The sequence below is a fragment of the Paenibacillus sp. FSL H3-0333 genome, assembly GCF_038002805.1.
Taxonomy (GTDB): Bacteria; Bacillota; Bacilli; order Paenibacillales; family Paenibacillaceae; genus Paenibacillus_AQ; species Paenibacillus_AQ silagei.
Genome location: NZ_JBBODG010000001.1, coordinates 2718571 through 2736182, shown reverse-complemented (window position 1 = coordinate 2736182; position 17612 = coordinate 2718571). Strand labels below are relative to the sequence as shown.

12 protein-coding genes are annotated in these 17612 nt (G+C 53.9%); 3 read left to right on the top strand and 9 right to left on the bottom strand.

The features are described 5' to 3' along the window. Nucleotides 1-23 precede the first annotated feature (23 nt). The 9 genes from MHH78_RS12055 to MHH78_RS12015 form a co-directional block, all read right to left on the bottom strand. Nucleotides 24-680: a class I SAM-dependent methyltransferase gene (locus MHH78_RS12055; RefSeq protein WP_076084158.1), complete on the bottom strand. Its 657-nt coding sequence runs from the start codon at nucleotides 678-680 to the stop codon at nucleotides 24-26. 382 nt (nucleotides 681-1062) lie between these two features. Further along, entirely contained in the window at nucleotides 1063-3840 is a 2778-nt protein-coding gene (locus tag MHH78_RS12050; protein ID WP_341167528.1) for an alpha-mannosidase, read from the bottom strand. A 15-nt stretch (nucleotides 3841-3855) separates the two neighbouring features. Further along, nucleotides 3856-4677, bottom strand: a complete 822-nt coding sequence (locus MHH78_RS12045; protein WP_076084152.1) for a carbohydrate ABC transporter permease — start codon at nucleotides 4675-4677, stop codon at nucleotides 3856-3858. Nucleotides 4678-4698: 21 nt separating this feature from the next. After that, nucleotides 4699-5565: a carbohydrate ABC transporter permease gene (locus tag MHH78_RS12040; protein WP_076084149.1), complete on the bottom strand. Its 867-nt coding sequence runs from the start codon at nucleotides 5563-5565 to the stop codon at nucleotides 4699-4701. Nucleotides 5566-5632: 67 nt separating this feature from the next. Further along, the gene (locus MHH78_RS12035; RefSeq protein ID WP_341167527.1) at nucleotides 5633-7015 is read right to left on the bottom strand and encodes an extracellular solute-binding protein; all 1383 of its coding nucleotides are present in this window, start codon (nucleotides 7013-7015) and stop codon (nucleotides 5633-5635) included. A 99-nt stretch (nucleotides 7016-7114) separates the two neighbouring features. Continuing rightward, complete coding sequence (locus tag MHH78_RS12030; protein ID WP_445668041.1) at nucleotides 7115-8407, bottom strand: glycoside hydrolase family 125 protein; 1293 nt, start codon at nucleotides 8405-8407, stop codon at nucleotides 7115-7117. Between the two features lie 639 nt (nucleotides 8408-9046). Continuing rightward, nucleotides 9047-10195, bottom strand: a complete 1149-nt coding sequence (locus tag MHH78_RS12025; protein WP_076084143.1) for a GntR family transcriptional regulator — start codon at nucleotides 10193-10195, stop codon at nucleotides 9047-9049. A gap of 111 nt (nucleotides 10196-10306) precedes the next feature. Then, a complete protein-coding gene (locus tag MHH78_RS12020) occupies nucleotides 10307-11587 on the bottom strand; it encodes an MFS transporter (RefSeq protein ID WP_341167526.1) in 1281 nt (426 codons plus the stop codon). Nucleotides 11588-11683: 96 nt separating this feature from the next. Next, nucleotides 11684-12133 (bottom strand): CBO0543 family protein, encoded by a 450-nt coding sequence (locus tag MHH78_RS12015; protein ID WP_341167525.1) that lies wholly within the window; start codon nucleotides 12131-12133, stop codon nucleotides 11684-11686. 174 nt (nucleotides 12134-12307) lie between these two features. Here MHH78_RS12015 and MHH78_RS12010 point away from each other — a divergent pair, with 174 nt between their 5' ends. From MHH78_RS12010 to MHH78_RS12000, 3 genes are all read left to right on the top strand, one after another. Then, nucleotides 12308-12919, top strand: coding sequence for a LysE family transporter (locus tag MHH78_RS12010; protein WP_341167524.1), 612 nt, complete (start codon nucleotides 12308-12310; stop codon nucleotides 12917-12919). A gap of 168 nt (nucleotides 12920-13087) precedes the next feature. Further along, the gene (locus MHH78_RS12005) at nucleotides 13088-15349 is read left to right on the top strand and encodes a beta strand repeat-containing protein (protein ID WP_076084134.1); all 2262 of its coding nucleotides are present in this window, start codon (nucleotides 13088-13090) and stop codon (nucleotides 15347-15349) included. 31 nt (nucleotides 15350-15380) lie between these two features. Next, complete coding sequence (locus tag MHH78_RS12000) at nucleotides 15381-17579, top strand: collagen-like protein (protein ID WP_341167523.1); 2199 nt, start codon at nucleotides 15381-15383, stop codon at nucleotides 17577-17579. The last annotated feature ends 33 nt before the right edge of the window (nucleotides 17580-17612 follow it).

Genomic DNA, 17612 nt, shown 5'->3' with positions numbered 1-17612 from the left:
AGCGAGGTTGCTTCAGTAGTAACTTAAGGATACATCGGCTTGATTCTCCCCCAGTTAGCCACCATAGAAGAGGTTAAGGGGGAGTATCCCTTGGGCATCAGAACACCGAGCCCGAAGCAATGTTCGAATTGTACCGCCGGGTAGTGCATCTGCAGTTCTCCCCACAAACGGTAGACGCCGAAGTCATCTTTTACAACGGTAACATCATGTAGCAGAACAACACCTTGATCCGCCAGCTTGGGCAGCCATGACTCAAAATCATGTTTAACCGCTTCGTAAGTATGCAGACCGTCAATATGAAGCAAGTCTATGCTCTTGTCCGGAAATTCATTCAATGCTTCGTCGAAGGTCATACGCAGCAGATGAGAAATGCCGGGGTAAAAGATAGTTGCGCACGATTGCACGGACTGAAAAAAATCTTCATCATAGGTTCCCGAATGCTTATCGCCTATCCAGGTATCAACCGCATAGCTTTTCGTTGAAAGACCGTGATCTTTTACGGCCTGACAGAATGAAAAATGGGAAGCGCCAAAGTACGTTCCTAATTCTACTATTGTGTTAGGCTGCATATGACGAACCAGATCGTAACCAAATCTGCGGTGCCCCTCCCAAGCGGTATAATAATGCGTTCCCCGTACATCTGTTTCAAAGACCGGTCTGCTGCTATTCCATGAATTCATATTTGCTCCTCCTGACAGAATCACAATTGGCTTCAGCCATAGTGACTTTCTGATATAAGTTAATGTATTCAGGAGATGTTGTTTTGATTATCCAATTATCCAAAAAATCCACGGACTTTGTGGCCCTTGGCCTACCGCGCATGCTGGCGCAATGCAGTCCCTCTCTTGGGTGTGGAACTACCGTGCGTATTCCGGACCCCGCCGACGGTGATCCGCCAGCATCGGCAGCCAGGACTCAAGCTGTCCGCCAAATCCGCTAAAACTACCAGATTGTCCGGATTGCGCACGAAAAAACGGTACAAACCAAAGCTCAATTTTGAATGAGCATCTAGTCTGTACCGCTTAAGTTCCATTTTAAGTCACTTCGCCTACAGGGTGCTGCTTAGTCCTCCAGCTCATACACCTGCGTGACGATCTTGTAGCCGTCCACGGTCTGCTCCGCTGCTGCCAGCTTCGAGACCCGGCGCTCCAGCACATCACTCTCGTAGACCGCCCCGGCCTTGAAGGAAGGGGTAACTTTAAGCTCAGCTGCTTCTGCGCCCAGATTGTACCAGCGGGCCACGAGATCGCCCGTCTCCTCGGATAGCTTCAGGGTGGAGAAGGCCAACGGGGAAGCTTCGGCATTCCAGCTTAGCCACTGCCCGGATACCGGCAGAGCCATTCCGCCTGCATGCGGACGTCCATTGACGGCCGGTACGCGTGCAGCCGGGCCTTGGGTCTGAAGGACCGTCCATGGAATCTGGTATTGGTAAGCCTGGGCATAAGCACCGGATACAGCGCCGTCACCAGTGTAAGGGATGATTGCATATTCTACGCTCTGCTCGCCCAGGCACTGGGCCTCCGGCGTCTCGAACACGCCCCAGTCTCCCAGCTCAGAGGAGGAACGCAGCAGGGTCACGGCAATCGTGTTCTTCCCGTCCAGCAGAACCTCGTATTCATTCAGGCCTTTGTTCGCCACGGCAAGTCCATGGACTCCGTCTGCAACACTGACGAATACCTGCTGATGCTGGGCGTTGCTCGGATTGATCCATTCTGCCGCTGGCCGGTTATTACGTCTGGCCACCTCGAAGACGGAGTCCGCATAGTGATGATCCGCTTCGAGTCCTGTAGGGAACAAGGCTCTGAGCCGCTGATCCTTGGCCTGGTTATTGAAGCGGGTTCTGACCTGGAGCATTCCGCTTCCGGCTTCCAGCGTGTAATGGGTTGTCAGTACAAGCGAAACCATCTGCTCCGAACGCCCGGCATTGCGCTCCGTGAACGGAACCATCTCCCGCTTCTCAGTGAGGAAGGCCTCGTCTGCACTTGCCGGAACCTCCCACCGCAGCACGCTCTGCATGACCACGCGCGAGCGGGACTGCTCGATGCAAGTGATCTCAGCCGTTAAGCCTTCGGTGGTCAGCACTTCGCTGCCTTCCGGCTGGCGGTAGACATACTCATTGCCGATATCACCGGTGTTCTCGTATGCGTTCAGCCCGGCATATACCGCACCGGACTGCTTATCTGTAACAGTCACGGTACCATTATCAGCAACCGCAACAATCAGCTTGGCATTCTCCATGGTGTGGCCCTGCACATGAACTGCGTCTAGCGGAGCCGCTTCTGATCCAGAGGCTCCGGCCACCAGGGCATACGTGCGGTAGCCCAGCGCCAGCACATCCGCTGCCGGGAAGGTTACCCGGACCTTGCGCGCCATATATGGCTGGCGGAAGCGGTCCTTCGGCAGCTCGTACCCGAAATGGACACCCAGATCCTCAATCTCTGCCGGAATCACTTTGCCCTCTTCGTCCCTTACCAGCCACTGTGGCAGCGGCTCCTGCCCCAGCTCCTTCGCCAGCGACTGTGGCGTAGGTCCCTGCGGGAAATATTTCTTCGCCGTAATCAGCTCCGCCGTTAGGGTTCCGCTTCTCGACCAGCCGCTGGTATTGAACACGGTGAACGGAACGGCTTCCGGTCCCCAGGCCGCTACCGAGGAGACATCGATGGCTTCGGTGAGTGCCGCCGCGCTCTGGGCGGCAATCCCTTCAGCCATCTGGCTGCTCTTGGCGAACCGGGTTACCATCTCCCGGTGTACCTCGTCCACGCTGCAGCCGCAGATACTGTCATGCGGATGGTTCTGCATCAGCGTCTTCCACGCATACGTCAGCAGATGATGCGGATAAGCCTGCACCCCTGCCAGCGCGGCGAACGCCGCCAGCGGCTCAGCCACCTTTTCCAGCAGGGTCTGGCCGGATTGGTTCAACTGCTTCAGGTATACCCGCGAGGATGCCGTATTGACCAGTGTCCCCCATCCATCCGTATGCTGGCTGCGCAGCTCGCCCTCCACTGTAACCAGATCGCCGGGAAGATTATTCTCCAGCGCCTTCAGATATTCGTCGAAGTTGGAATGCACGAACTCTACCTCGGGATACAGGCTGGAGGCGGTGCGGATGGCCTCGGACAGATCCGTCTGGATCGGCTGATGATCGCACCCGTTCATGAACAGCAGATGCGGAGTAGAAGCGAACTTCTCGGCGTCCGCGAGATTCTTGTCCCAATAAGCCTTGGCGGCCACCGGATCGGCCGGAACCTCCATCCCGTTGCAGTACCAGTTGGCGAACAGCACGCCCAGCACCTCCGAGCCGTCCGGCGAACGCCAGATCATCTCGGAATAAGGAGACTCGTAGGTATCGTTCTCGCTGACTTCATTATTGAAGCCTGTCGGCTTCACGCCGCGTCCGAAGATGGCATTCGTAATTCCGGCCTGCTGAAGAATCTGCGGTGCCTGGCCCATATTGCCGAAGGAGTCAGGGAAATAGCCGGTTTTGGAGATGATCCCGAAGGGTCTGGCGTCCATATGCCCGATCAGCAGATTGCGCAGATTCGCCTCCCCGCTGGTCAGGAACTCGTCCTGGAGCACGTACCACGGACCGAAATGAATGCGTCCTTCACGGATATAGCGGTCCAGCCGTTCTCTCTGCTCCGGACGGACCTGCAGATAATCCTCGCGGATAATCGTCTGTCCGTCCAGGTGGAAATAACGGTACTCCGGGTCTTGATCCAGCGTATCCAGCAGCTTGTCCATCAGTTCAATCAATAACAAATGATGATGTTCATAAGGCATATACCACTCGCGGTCCCAGTGGGTATGCGAGATGATATGCGCCTTTTTGTGCTTAGTCATAGGGGTAATCCTCCATTATCCTTTTGTCGCTCCGCCCATGCTGAACCCTTTGGACATATACCGCTGGGAGAACATATACAGCACTACGGAAGGCATCGTATAGAGCAGTGAGAAGGCAGCCAGTCTGCCATATTCGACCATGCCGTGGCTGCCGAAGAATTGATAGATCGTGACGGATGCCGGCAGCTTCTCCGGCGTCTGCAGCAGAATATACGGCACGAAGAAGTTGCCCCAGCTGCCCGAGAAGGTGAAGATGGCAATCGTTGCGATACCCGGAAGCATGAGCGGGGCAACGATCCTTCTTAATCCGCCCCATACCGAGGCTCCGTCGATCCATGCTGCTTCCTCCAGATCAATCGGCACGGAGTCCATGAAGCTCTTCATCATCCAGATGCCATACGGAAGGGAAGATGAAGTGAGGAAGAGCATGGTAGCGAAGATTGAATTCTGTAATTTGAAGAACAGGAACATTTGAAATACCGGAACCATGACAGCCGTAATCGGCAGCGCCGTCATGAACAGGATGCTGAGCAGAAAGCTTTTTTTGAAACGCATCTCATAACGGGATAAGGGATAGGCAGCCAGTACGGATGCAAGGACGACCAGTGTCGCCTGACCTCCGGAGAGAATGACACCCACGCCGAACGAGCGCAGATTGCCGCTGTCTCCGAGCACTGCCGAGAAGTTATCCAGCGTGAAATTGGGGAACCTTATACCCTGCTGGGCATTTGTATCAAACGAAGCGAGCAGAATCCAGAATAACGGCAGCAGGAAGCAGAGTCCCAGAACCACCAGAATGCCGTATTGTATATTACGTTGAAGCCTATGCTTGACCACAGTGATGCACCTCCTTCAGGGTTAGACCTTGACTTTCATTGATTTCATGTAGAACAAGCTTGCAACAATTCCGATCACCAGCAGCACAAGTGAAATCGCGGTACCGTATCCGAATTGATAATTGACGAAGGCCTGATTGTACATAAATACCGGCAAGGTCTGAGTGGCCGTACCCGGGCCCCCTCCGGTCATGGTATAGATAAGTGTGAATACGCCCAGCGTCTGTAGCGTTACGAGCATCATGTTGGTGACAATCGAACCTTTAACCATTGGGATGGTGATGTAGCTTAGAATTTTGAAGTTGCTTGCCCCGTCGATGGTGGCGGCTTCCTCGATATCCTTAGGAATCTCATCCAGTGCCGATTGATAGACCATCATCGAAAAAGCGGTCCCGTGCCAGATGTTCGCAATGATTACACTCACCATCGGGAAGCTGAACAGCCAGGAGACCGGGCTAATGCCAAACCAGCCGATGATCTGATTGAGGGACCCGTTATCACTGAAGAACGCAACCATACAGAAGGCGACTACGATCTCCGGTGTAACCCAGCCCGCAATGACAATAATGCCGATGATCCGGCGGAAGGTTACATTCTTCTCCTTCATTAACAAGGCCAGAATGAAGCCGAGCACGACCTGGCCGATGACCGCTGAGAAAATCAGGAAGACCAAGGTTCTTAAGACGCTGATCCGGAAATCCGGGTCCTGGAACATGTTGGTGAAATTCTGGAACCCGATGAATTGCAGGTTACGGGCGGCGCTCCCCGTCAAGGCCATATTGGTAAAGGCAAAGCAAATCGTTAGAATAATCGGTACGATAAAGAATATCAGCAGCAGCAAGACAGAAGGCGACAGAAATAAAAATGCGCCCCGCGACTTTCTTTTCATAGGTCACTCCCCCTCCAAATCCGAAAGAGGAGAATCGCTTCTCCTCTTATCCGAATTCTCAAATCCTCTATTTAACTTCTACTTTATCTTCGCCAAGCGAGCGGGCTACGTTATCCTTCAACTGCTTCACGCCATCTTCCGGTGTAAGCTTGCCGGATGCAATGCTCTCTACAATGCTCTGAAGCTGTGCGGATACGGTAGCATACTGATCATTGGCCGGACGGAATTTAGCCACTTCCAGCAAAGCCTGAGCTTCGGCGGTAAACGTACGGTCAGTATAGCCTGCTACATCCACGGAATCGTTACGCGGGCTCAGGTTGCCCTCTGCTACTACGCGTCCTGTAGCATTCTCCTGATTCATCAGGAATTCAAGGAATTTCCATGCCGCTTCTTTGTTCTGCGATTGTGCCGGAATCGACCAGGCCCAGCCGCCGGACATGGTGATGGCCCCAGGGGCTTGACCGTTCTGCGTCGGGAACGGGGCGAAGCCCATCTTCTCTGCTACATTTGCAATTGGAGCCGCGCCGTTCTCGAACCAGGTCGATCCTGCCCAGCTTCCATCCACCGCCATAGCCAGCTTGCCTTGCGGAAAGAGCTGCTGGAAGGCAATGCTGCCGGCTTGTCCGTTAAGGGCAACCTGCATCGTTGGTCCTGTTTTATCCACATTGAATACCTGATTGATGAATTTGAAGGAGTCAAGCAGACCCGGGCTGTTTACCACCCATTTCTTCGTTTGGTCATTATAGAGCGTGTCGTTCGTTCCATACAGCAGCATTTCCAGGGTCTGCATGGTTACGCCTTCTCCGCTGGACTTGCCCACGATCATATTCAGCGGGGTTACACCCGGCAGCTTATCCTTGATGGTGCGTGCGGCCTGAAGTACTTCTTCCCAGTTCGCAGGCTTGAAAGGCACCGGCAATCCCGCTTGCGCCAGCAGCTCTTTGTTATACCAGATTCCCCGGGTATCGGAGGTGGCCGGAACGCCGTAGACTTTGCCGTCTTCACCGGTTACCCCTTCTTTGAGGTTCTCAATGAACTTGTCCTTCCAGTCACTCCAGCCTGCAACCTGTGTATCGAGCGGCTCCAGATAGCCGGCTGCCGCATCCGACTTGATGATTGAGGTGTCTTCAGCCACAATGTCCGGCGCTGTGTCAGGAGACTTCATCTGCAGTACGATCTTGGAAGTATAGTCCCCTTCACTGGCCAGTACCGGGGCGATATTAATCTTAATATCCGGGTTCGCGGTTTCGAATTTCTCAATCAGCCCGGATTTGAAATATTTGGCCAATGTGTCTTCTGAGCCTGACGAACGGAAGGTAATGGTGACTTCTTCCTTGCCTCCAGCATTTCCCGAACCCGCATTGGAATTGCCGCTTGAACAGGCCGTTGTCAACAGAAGAAGGGAAGCCATGGCCGCTGTCATCGTTACTTTTAATTTATTTGTTTTCATTTGTCTTTGCCCCTTTGTTTTATGGTTTCATAACGCTTTCATAAAAGCTTCAGGAAGAACGGCTAAGCCGTTTCTTCCGCAGATCAAACCGTACCAGAGCTACTTCAACACCCGAAAACCGCAATAATCCATAATCAGTTCACTGAACAGCATATTCGACCAGGAGAACCATGGACGGGTGAACTGTGAAGCATCCTCCACGGAAAAGCCTTCATGGGTCAGGCCGGTTCCGGCATCCGTGTCTTGAATGAGCTGGAGTAAGCGCGCTTTCTCGCTGCGTTCCGGGGAAGTTAGGCCCTGCATCGACAATGCGATGTGCCAGATATAACCCTCCGGGGTATGCGGGCTTCCGATGCCTTCAGCCACGCGTCCTTTATAGTAATAAGGATTGTCCTCGCTCAGAATGAACTTCCGGGTATTGCGGTACACCTCGTCGCTCTCGTCTGTGTAGCCCAGATACGGCAGGGACAGCAGGCTTGGAACATTGGCGTCATCCATCAGATTGTAGTGGCCCAGCCCATCCGTCTCATAAGCATAGATTCTCCCATATACGGGATGATTATAGATGCCATGCTCTTGTATTCCCTGATTGATCTCATCGCCCAGCTTCTTCGCGGATGCTGCAAGCTCCTGATCCCCGTAGATCTCACCGGCAATCTCTTCCAGATAACGCAGGACAACGACAGCGAACATATTGGACGGAATCAGATACCCGTATTCACAGTTATCGTCACTTGGACGGAAGCCCGACCAGGTCATCCCGGTATATGAGGTCTCACTGCCTTTGCCTTCTCTGGCCAATGTATCCGTAAGCGGGGCATCCAGACGCTGGAAGGTATACGGGGACTTGGTCTCATGATGCTGCTCCACTCTCCACAGCTTCAGGATCGCAAGGGCAGCCCGGCGGAAGGTCTCATCGAACTGCGTGACACAGCCGCTATTCTTCCATAGCAGATAACTGAGCTGAATCGGATAAGCCAGCGAGTCAATCTCATATTTACGTTCCCAGATCCATGGGCTCATCTCGGTCAGATCGGATTGATGTCCGTGGCCGTTCGCCGTTTCATTGAAAGCATTGGCATACGGATCAAGCAGGATATAATTCATCTGCCGCTTCACCAGCCCCGCGATCATCGCCTCCATCCCCGGGTCCTCGGCGGCAAGCAGCAGATACGGGCGGACCTGCGCCGCGGAATCACGCAGCCACATAGCTGGTATATCACCTGTTATAACAAAAGTGGTCCCGTCCGCTTTTGGTGAAATCGTGGTACCAATCGTATTGATGATGCAGTCCTCGAACATCTTGGCCAGCTTGGAAGAGTCTGGAAGCTCTCTCTGTACCCTCTCGATCAAATCATGGACGGACTTTGGAATTTCATTCTGCAGTTTCAAGGTTGTATGTTGCACCTCCAAATAGTATATATCAATATTTCAAACGCTTTCATCATAGTAAACAAATACTATAAACATGTCAATATATTATTGGTATATTTATAGACTATCCTGATCTAATGGTATAAATATTATGTACAGATATGTTATTTCTATGTATGGGGAAATTACTTTGATGGGGGTGGAATGAAGAAGGGTAACACAATGTATGCTGTTTTTCACATACATTCGGGCCATGCGCTTGCTTTGGAGCACAACGTATGCTGTTTTCCACATACATTCGGGCCGTGTGCCTACTTGCGAGCAAATGTATGCTGTTTTTCACATACATTTGGCCGTGTGCCTGTTTGCGAGCACAATATATGCTGTTTTCCACATACATTCAAGCCGTGGCCAGCGTGCAAACACATTCCTGTTTTTCACATACATTTGGTCCATATGCCGCTGTATCATCGAATTGTATGCGGTTTCAAGTAATTTATACTAACCTTTTCCACAGCAGCAGGAAACTATAGTTTCCAACTAGATAATGCGTGCCTCTGGGCACGCTACGACAAAAAAGCCCTCGCAAACGAAGGCTTTAATCTCACTCCGGCCATTGGGCATTCTGCCATTTCAGGCACTCTCACACCAACCAATTCACTCCTGCCGCGCCTGTGCGGTTGAGCGGCCAGGAATGAATTGAGCCGGCAACAGAATCCGGGTGATGGGCTGTTCTTGTCCCTGCATCGTCAGCACATTCTCGAAGGCTTGCTTGCCGATGCTGAACTGATTCTGACGCATATGCGTCATTCGGCAGCCCTCATGCGGATCGGGACTGTCGAAGCAGATGACGGACAAGTCTTCGGGAATGCGCAGTCCCAGCTGGCCTGCCGCCTCCTCCACCAGCAAAGCGATGTCATACTCCGCAGCAAACAATGCCGTAATCTGCGGATATTTCCGCAGATGCTCCACCAGCCTGTCCACATCTCCGATCCGTGCCTGCGGGTCGAAGACATTCGGCATGGTGGACGTAATCGTCTCCATCCATAGCTCTCGGTTCAACAGCAGATTATGCTCCACATGAGCTTCAATAATGCCGTCGATCCGTTCCTCAATGGCTGTGGTATTCGCCGGCGGCGGAGCCAGGAATCCGATATGCCGGTGTCCCAGCCCGAACAGATAACGGGTTGCCTCCTTGGCGGCCTGCACATTATCCGTACTGACGGACGAAGCGGGGATCCCCTTCAGGTAACGGTCAATCATGACGAACGGGAATTTCTGAATGACCAGCTTCAGAATCTCGGCGCTGAAGTATTCGCCTTGTGCCGGAAAAATAATCAGCCCATCCACACCAATCCCCAGAAGCTGCTGAATCGCCTTCTCTTCCAGTTCTGGAATCCCGAACGACCGCCGCACCACCAGGAAGGCGTCATGGTCCCGCGAAGCCTCTTCCATCCCGTAGATCAGCTCGGTACCGTACATATCACTGAAGTGTGTAATGACCAGTCCAATAATCTGTTTCTTGCCGGGGGTCCCGGGCGGCTGCTGGAAATCAAACGGTTTCATTAATAACGAATTCGCATCGGCGACGAAGGAGCCCCTGCCCGGCTGGCGGATAATCAGTTGTTCATCGGCCAGCAGCTTGAGGGCTTTCTTGGCTGTAATCCGGCTCACCCCGAATTCACTGCACAGCTCTTTCTCGGAGGGAACCCGGTCCCCGGCTTTATATTCATGTTGTGTGATCCGTTCGCGCAGCGTTCTAAAAATCATTTCATACATCGGGATCGAGCCCGAGTCATTGGCCATATTCAAGCACCTCCATTACCACTTTCTCTCAAAGACACATCCTAATATACCATGTTATATTAGGAATGTGAAGAATGGGTTATGCTTGCATATGGCTCGTATGATCTTAAGTTACCGTGCGCGCTGGCGCAATGGATTTGCTTTCTTCCGCTTATACTGGCTCCGCTCCGGCTGCCCTTCTCCTTCCGAATCCTCCTTACTGGGAGTCACCGCGAAGAAGGACAGCAGGCCGCCAACCGCACCGACACCTGCCATGGTGCCGAACAAGGTCCAGTGTCCCCGATTCATTAAGAGTGACACCACCGGCGGTCCCAGCGCGACCCCGATGAATCTCATGCTGCTGTATAGGGAAGTAATCGTGCCCCGATTTTCCTTCTCGATTCCTTCTGTAATCAGCGCATCCATGCAGGGCAGAACCACCCCGATCCCGATCCCGCTTACACTCAGGAAGCCTACCATGTAATAGATGTTCTCGTTGAAACCTGTCACTAGCGTGGAGGCTGTCAGTAAGGCCATGCCGCCGAACCCGAGCCATTTCATGAGCAGCTTGTTTTTCCCGATGATCTTGCCGCTTCCGTAAGAAGCCAGACACAGCAGGGCAAGCGGAACGGCCAGCACGAAGCCTTTGTAGGCACCATGCAGGTTATATTTCGACTCCAGGATCTCCGATAAATAGAACAATACCCCGAAGATTGCAAACATACAGATGCCGCCAATCGCAAAAATGGCATACAGCCAGCGCCCCCGCTCATGCAGAATCTCTCTGATCCCGGTCAGGAATTGCTTAAGGCTTGTCTTGACCGCCTGCTCCCCGGTCTTCGGCTGCTTGACCAGGAAGATCACCAGCAGGAACGAAATTAGGCACAGGACCGGAATGGCAATGAACGGAGCGTACCACAACAGAGCTCCCAGATAAGCTCCCAGGATCGGGCTTAGCACCTTGCCGAAGGTGTTGGAGGTTTCGATCAGGCCAAGGCCCTTACTGACCTCCTTCTCATCCTTGAACAGATCGCCTACGAACGGAAGCACGATGGGAAAAGCGCCTGCGGCTCCGATCCCCTGAACCAAGCGTCCAGCCAGTATGATCCAATACGCAGTGATTCCCGTGAAGAACCAGGCTGCGGCCACACATCCTGCTCCGCCCAGGGCAGCCAGCAGCAGACTGGGCAGAATGACGATTTTCCGCCCGAAACGGTCCGATAAATACCCGGCAATGGGAATCATCAGAATGGCGATCAGGCCATAGACCGTAATAATCATACTGACTTGAAAAGCACTGATCCGCAGCGCCTTGGAAATCTGCGGCAGAATCGGCAACAGCATGGAGTTGCCCAGTGTCATAATCAGCGGGATGGAAGACAGTGCAATTAATGCCCCTTTAGACCCTTTCATCGTCGAACCACCTTCAATTAGTTTCGCATTCTGCTTATTGTCGGTCTAACGACTGTATTTATACCCTTGAATCGGAATGCTGCTGTGCAGCCAACATCAGTTGAAGAGGGACCTGCCCTTAACCATCAGATACCAGAGGTAGCATAACGAACAGGCCAGTAAATAAGATACAAACGTCCAGCCCAGATTCCAGCCGTGAGCATAGCTTACTTTCCCGCTTAACACCAGGCAGAACTCAAACATAGTTTTGCAGAACGTAAAGAGCAGGAGAAGCAGCAGCGAATTCAGGGAAGACCTCCTTACCGTATAGATAAGCAGACAGGAGACCACCGGAAATATCCCCAGATTATAGGGAAGAAAGGATAGAATGCCCGAGCCGGCCGGGGTAATGCTCCACCACTTCATATGGTATCCGACCTCATCGAACACAAAGGCGATTACACTTGCAATAGGTGCGATGAGCAGGATAACTGAGCTGTCTTGTCTGAGAAAATAACTGGCAATACACCAAGGAATAATCCATCCGATGATTACGTTAATAAGCATTTAATTCCATTCCTCCATCTGATTTCACATCTGCCTATTATGGCTTAACGAATTGCCCCTTATGCGTGTAGGCGGTCATCCGCGGGCCTCTTGCTGGTTGTCCTAATCCTGACATTGGCTGAATAAGTTAGCTATATCAAGGAGGTGGACAACATTAACATATTTATAGGTTATATGGTTCTGGGTTTATCCCTGTCGGCACCGATCGGCCCCATCAATGCGGCGCAGCTCGACAAGGGATTGCGCGGAGGCTTCATGCATTCCTGGGCAGTCGGCCTCGGTGCGGTCAGCGCCGATATCATTTACATGCTGCTGGTATATTTCGGCATGATTCATCTGCTGGATGCCCCCTTCATCAAGGCGTTCCTGTGGTTGTTCGGGTTCTTTGTCCTTGTCTACACCGGAGTAGAGAGCATCAGGCATTCGGGGGAATTGTCGGGAGCAGAGATGAGGGGCAGCGGGGTCACACTGTTCAGTTCCTTCGTGTCCGGGTTCCTGATGTCGCTGTTCAACCCCCTCTCCATCCTATTCTGGCTAGGCATCTACGGCTCCATCTTAGCCAAGGCGGTCAACGAATACCCGATGCAACAGCTCCTGATCTACAGCGGTGCCATCGTCCTCGGGATTCTGCTCTGGGATGTGACCATGGCCGCAGCCTCCAGCATGTTCCGCAAGTTCCTGACGCCCCGGGTGTTGAAGGCAATCTCCGTCCTGTCCGGCCTGTCGCTGGTCGGCTTCGGCTTCTATTTCGGCGTTCAGGCTGCCAGGCTGCTCTTCTTCCGTTAGAAAGGCCCTCCACCGGGGAGTGTCCGATCCGTTGCAATCTGCCAGAACATCGGGCGCTCCGTACCAAAAATCCCATGAACAAACTACATAACTAGAATAGGCTAGACTCCTTCCCATAATTGAGTATCGACATATACTGAACTACCCAATTATGAAGGAGGTATTTATTTGTCAACGCCAAATGTTCCCAATATAACTCCGTCAATTACATTGACGCGGGACGATGCAATTAATATGTTGTTCTCTTCCATTGCCATGGAAGAACTCGGTTTGGCTCATATTATTAATACAGAAGGAGAGAAAATCCAGTTCGCACTGGGTACACTGCCGGGACTCACCAGTCCACCTGCCACTCTGGCACAGATTCTGGCGGTGAACAATAGCGCACAAGGGTTACTGGGCACCATTCTCCGTCAGGAAATGATGCTTGATTCCAAGCTGGAGGCTGCTTCAAGTGTTCCCAGCATGATTGGTCCCTCAGGTCCTGTTGGGCCTGCGGGTGCTGCAAGTCCTGTTACCAGCGTCAATGGCCTGACTGGAGATGTTGTGCTGGACCCTGCAGAAGTAGGAGCAGTTCCCCTCACAGAGAATCCTTCTTATTACCCCTTAGGCTCATTTACCCAAGCCGGAGTCTACAGTTCCAACGATCCTCATGGATTCCCCCCTGTTGACAGTCCGCCAGTAGCGCATCGAGCCGTCTGGACCCTGTATGTATCTCGGGTTGGGTCTTTCATTCAGCAGATTTATATCTCCAATCCTGCCCTTTATTATCGCAGCAGTCCAGATAACGGAGTGAACTGGACTGCATGGCAAGAGATTGGCGAACGCGGCGCGACAGGTATCACAGGCCCGACCGGTCCAGATGCTACTGTAGCTCCACAAGGCGTTACCGGGAACACCGGACCCGAAGGTATCACCGGAAACACGGGCATGACCGGGAACACAGGGGTTACCGGTCATACAGGCGTCTCCGGAGCCACAGGCGATACTGGAAATACCGGTGTTACCGGGAACACGGGTGTGACCGGACCTACAGGTGCCACTGGACCTACTGGTGTCACCGGATCGACAGGTGTCACTGGACTTACAGGTGTCACCGGGCCAACGGGTGTTACTTCTGGACCCACGGGCGAGACCGGCCTCACTGGCGTTACGGGCGTTACGGGATTCACAGGCGCAACGGGTGTTACCAGCGCTACAGCTTTCACCGGAGCAACAGGTATTACTGGCGACACGGGCGTGACCGGAAACACAGGCGTTACCGGTGACACGGGGGGGACGGGCGTCACTGGGGACATTACGGGCGACACGGGTGTTACCAGCGTTACCGGCGGCGTGACCGGTGACACAGGCTTCACCGGTGTTACGGGCCTTACCAGCGTCACGGGAGGCGTGACCGGCGACACGGGCTTCACTGGCGTTACGGGCGTGACTAGCATCACGGGGGGCGTTACCGGCGATACGGGTTTCACCGGCGCTACGGGCGTGACCAGCGTCACGGGGGGCGTTACCGGTGACACGGGTGTGACCAGCGTCACTGGCGGCGTGACCGGTGACACGGGCTTCACAGGTGTTACGGGCACAACAAGTATTACAGGCGGTGCTACTGGGGATACAGGGTTCACCGGCGTTACCGGCGTTACCAGCATCACAGGGGGCGTTACCGGCGACACAGGCTTCACCGGTGCTACGGGCGTAACCAGTATCACGGGGGGTGCGACTGGCGACACGGGTGTTACCAGCGTCACAGGGGGCATTACCGGCGACACGGGCTTCACCGGCGCTACGGGCATTACCAGCGTCACGGGGGGCGTTACCGGTGACACAGGCTTTACTGGAGTTACGGGCATTACCAGCGTCACGGGGGGCGTTACCGGTGACACAGGCTTCACTGGCGCTACCGGCGTTACCAGCGTTACAGGGGGCATTACCGGCGCTACAGGCCTCACTGGCAATACAGGCTTTACCGGCGCTACAGGGGTTGTCACAGGAGCGACTGGGGCAGCAGGATTATCCAGTGACTTTGCCAATGCCACTATCGACAGCGGCACTCCTACTGTTAATGGGAATTCCCCGGTTCCCTTCAACACCATTATTCCTACAGGTGGAAGTAACAATATATCACTTGATACCACAACAGGAATATTCACTTTGGCTGGCGGTCATATTTATCTAGCCATCTATTCTGTAGGGTCCGAGCGGGATAAGTCCTTTCAGTTCGCTAGAGGTGTGTTTCCGGGTCCTCCAGATACAGTGATACCAGGAACTCTGACACTAGCAACAAGCGGCTCCGACGCTAATCACACTTCGACTACGGTTATTGATCTTATGACAGTCTCTTCAATTACACTAGCAGTCCTGAATGCTCAAAGTTCAGCTGCTATTGTTAATGGTGCCAGATGCCAGGTGACGATTGTGACACTAAGATAATGAACGATTAAATCATGAAGGAGGGTTTTATTTGTCAACACCTAATATTCCAAATATAACACCATCGATCACATTGACGAGGGATGATGCCGTTAACCTGTTATTCTCTTCAATCGCTATGGAAGAACTCGGTTTGGCTCACATTCTCAATGCAGAGGGAGAGAAGATCCAGTATGCTCTGGGCACGCTGCCGGGACTCAGCGGTCCGCCAGCTACTGTTGCCCAGTTGCTGCAGCTGGGCAACAACGTACGCTCCATGCTGAATACGACCTCCAAGCATGAAATGATGCTGGATTCTGTTTTAAGCACTGCCTCGAATCTTAAAATTGTAATTGGAGCGACGGGGCCAACAGGAACCACGGGTGCTGCTGGCGGCGTATTAAGTATCAACGGCCAAACTGGAACAATTGTGCTTGATCCTGAGGACATAGGGGCTCTGCCTTTAACCCAGGAGCTGTCTACTTCCAACCTGGACTCGTTCACAGAAGCCGGTGTCTATAGCTCCGCTGATCCTAATGGAGGAGATCCTGACAACGGTCCGCCGCTTGTAGCTCATCCCCCGGTCTGGACCTTATATGTCTCCAAGGTGGGAGAATACGTTCAGCAGCTCTATATCTCTAACCCCGTCCTCTATTATCGCAGCAGCCAGGATGCGGGAGCGAACTGGACACCCTGGCAAGAGATCGGGCAGCAAGGCTTCACCGGACCGAAAGGCGCTACTGGCGCAGGCCTTACGGGTGTAACTGGGATTACCGGAGACACGGGAATTGAGGGGCAGACCGGTGCGACCGGACTAACCGGTGTTACTGGAGCCACCGGCGTCACCGGGCCGACGGACATCATTGGGCCAACCGGTCTCACAGGATCAACGGGGATAACAGGCGTGACGGGCGTAGAAATAATGGGCGTCACTGGCGCGACCGGCCTCACCGGAGAGACGGGTGCCACCGGAGAGACCGGCCTCACCGGAGAGACGGGCATGACTGGAGCAACCGGGCTTACCGGATCCACCGGCATCACCGGAGAGACCGGCGTTACCGGGCCCACTGGGATTACAGGGCCAACAGGGGTTACCGGACCGACCGGGCTTACCGGACCAACGGGCATTACCGGGCCGACGGGCATTACTGGGCCAACGGGCGTCACCGGACCCACCGGGGTTACCGGACCGACCGGGGACACAGGTCCTACCGGCGTTACTGGACCCACAGGCGTCACTGGACCGGACGGCGTCACCGGATCGACTGGCGTTACGGGCCCCACTGGGGTTACAGGGGCCACCGGCGACACGGGACCCACTGGTGCAACGGGAAATACAGGGATAACAGGGCCGACGGGTGTCACCGGGCCAACAGGCGTCACCGGACCCACTGGCACCACCGGACCGGACGGCGTTACCGGACCCACCGGCGTTACCGGACCCACCGGCGACACGGGTCCCACCGGCGTCACTGGACCGAACGGCGTTACCGGACCGACCGGAGACACTGGACCAACAGGCGTCACTGGACCGAACGGCATCACCGGAGCGACCGGGAACACCGGACCGACAGGCATTACCGGGCCCACGGGGGATACCGGACCTACGGGCACTACCGGGGCGACCGGCGTTACCGGACCTACAGGGGACACCGGGCCGACCGGCGTCACTGGACCGACCGGCATCTCAGGGCCGACCGGGGACACGGGTCCCACCGGTGTTACCGGACCCACCGGCGTTACCGGGCCCGCAGGGGTTACCGGACCAACGGGGGTTACCGGATCGACCGGCGTTACCGGACCGACCGGCGTTACCGGGCCAACAGGATTTACCGGGCCGGCAAATGACTACCTCTATGCTAATATAACCGCCGACCCGTCTCCAACTGTTGGCCCTAATGCAGCTGTTCCGTTCGACGCTTATGTTGGAACAAGCAATAATATTGCACTTGCCGCAGGAACCTTTACTTTACAAGCCGGGCACGCCTACCTGGCTATTTACACGGTAGGAGCCGGTAATAATAACTCCTTCCGCTTTGCAAGGGGTGTAGCTCCTGGCGCTCCAAATACTCTCGTTCCGGGCACTCTTACGTCAGCATCCAATAATACAAATGTCAATCACACGACAAGTGCCATTATTGATCTTCGCGGTGAGACAACTGCTGCTACTTTGGAGGTTCAAAATGTTGGAGGGGGAAGTATAACAGTTGTCTCTGCCAGATGCGGAGTTACGATAAATACGTTGACATAACGATATACTGATCATCAAATCATGAAGGAGGGT

Coding starts and splice junctions, on each gene's coding strand:
- MHH78_RS12055 (WP_076084158.1), bottom strand. CDS start 680: ATGAATTCATGGAATAGCAGCAGACCGGTCTTTGAAACAGATGTACGG.
- MHH78_RS12050 (WP_341167528.1), bottom strand. CDS start 3,840: ATGACTAAGCACAAAAAGGCGCATATCATCTCGCATACCCACTGGGAC.
- MHH78_RS12040 (WP_076084149.1), bottom strand. CDS start 5,565: ATGAAAAGAAAGTCGCGGGGCGCATTTTTATTTCTGTCGCCTTCTGTC.
- MHH78_RS12035 (WP_341167527.1), bottom strand. CDS start 7,015: ATGAAAACAAATAAATTAAAAGTAACGATGACAGCGGCCATGGCTTCC.
- MHH78_RS12025 (WP_076084143.1), bottom strand. CDS start 10,195: ATGGCCAATGACTCGGGCTCGATCCCGATGTATGAAATGATTTTTAGA.
- MHH78_RS12020 (WP_341167526.1), bottom strand. CDS start 11,587: ATGAAAGGGTCTAAAGGGGCATTAATTGCACTGTCTTCCATCCCGCTG.
- MHH78_RS12015 (WP_341167525.1), bottom strand. CDS start 12,133: ATGCTTATTAACGTAATCATCGGATGGATTATTCCTTGGTGTATTGCC.
- MHH78_RS12010 (WP_341167524.1), top strand. CDS start 12,308: ATGGTTCTGGGTTTATCCCTGTCGGCACCGATCGGCCCCATCAATGCG.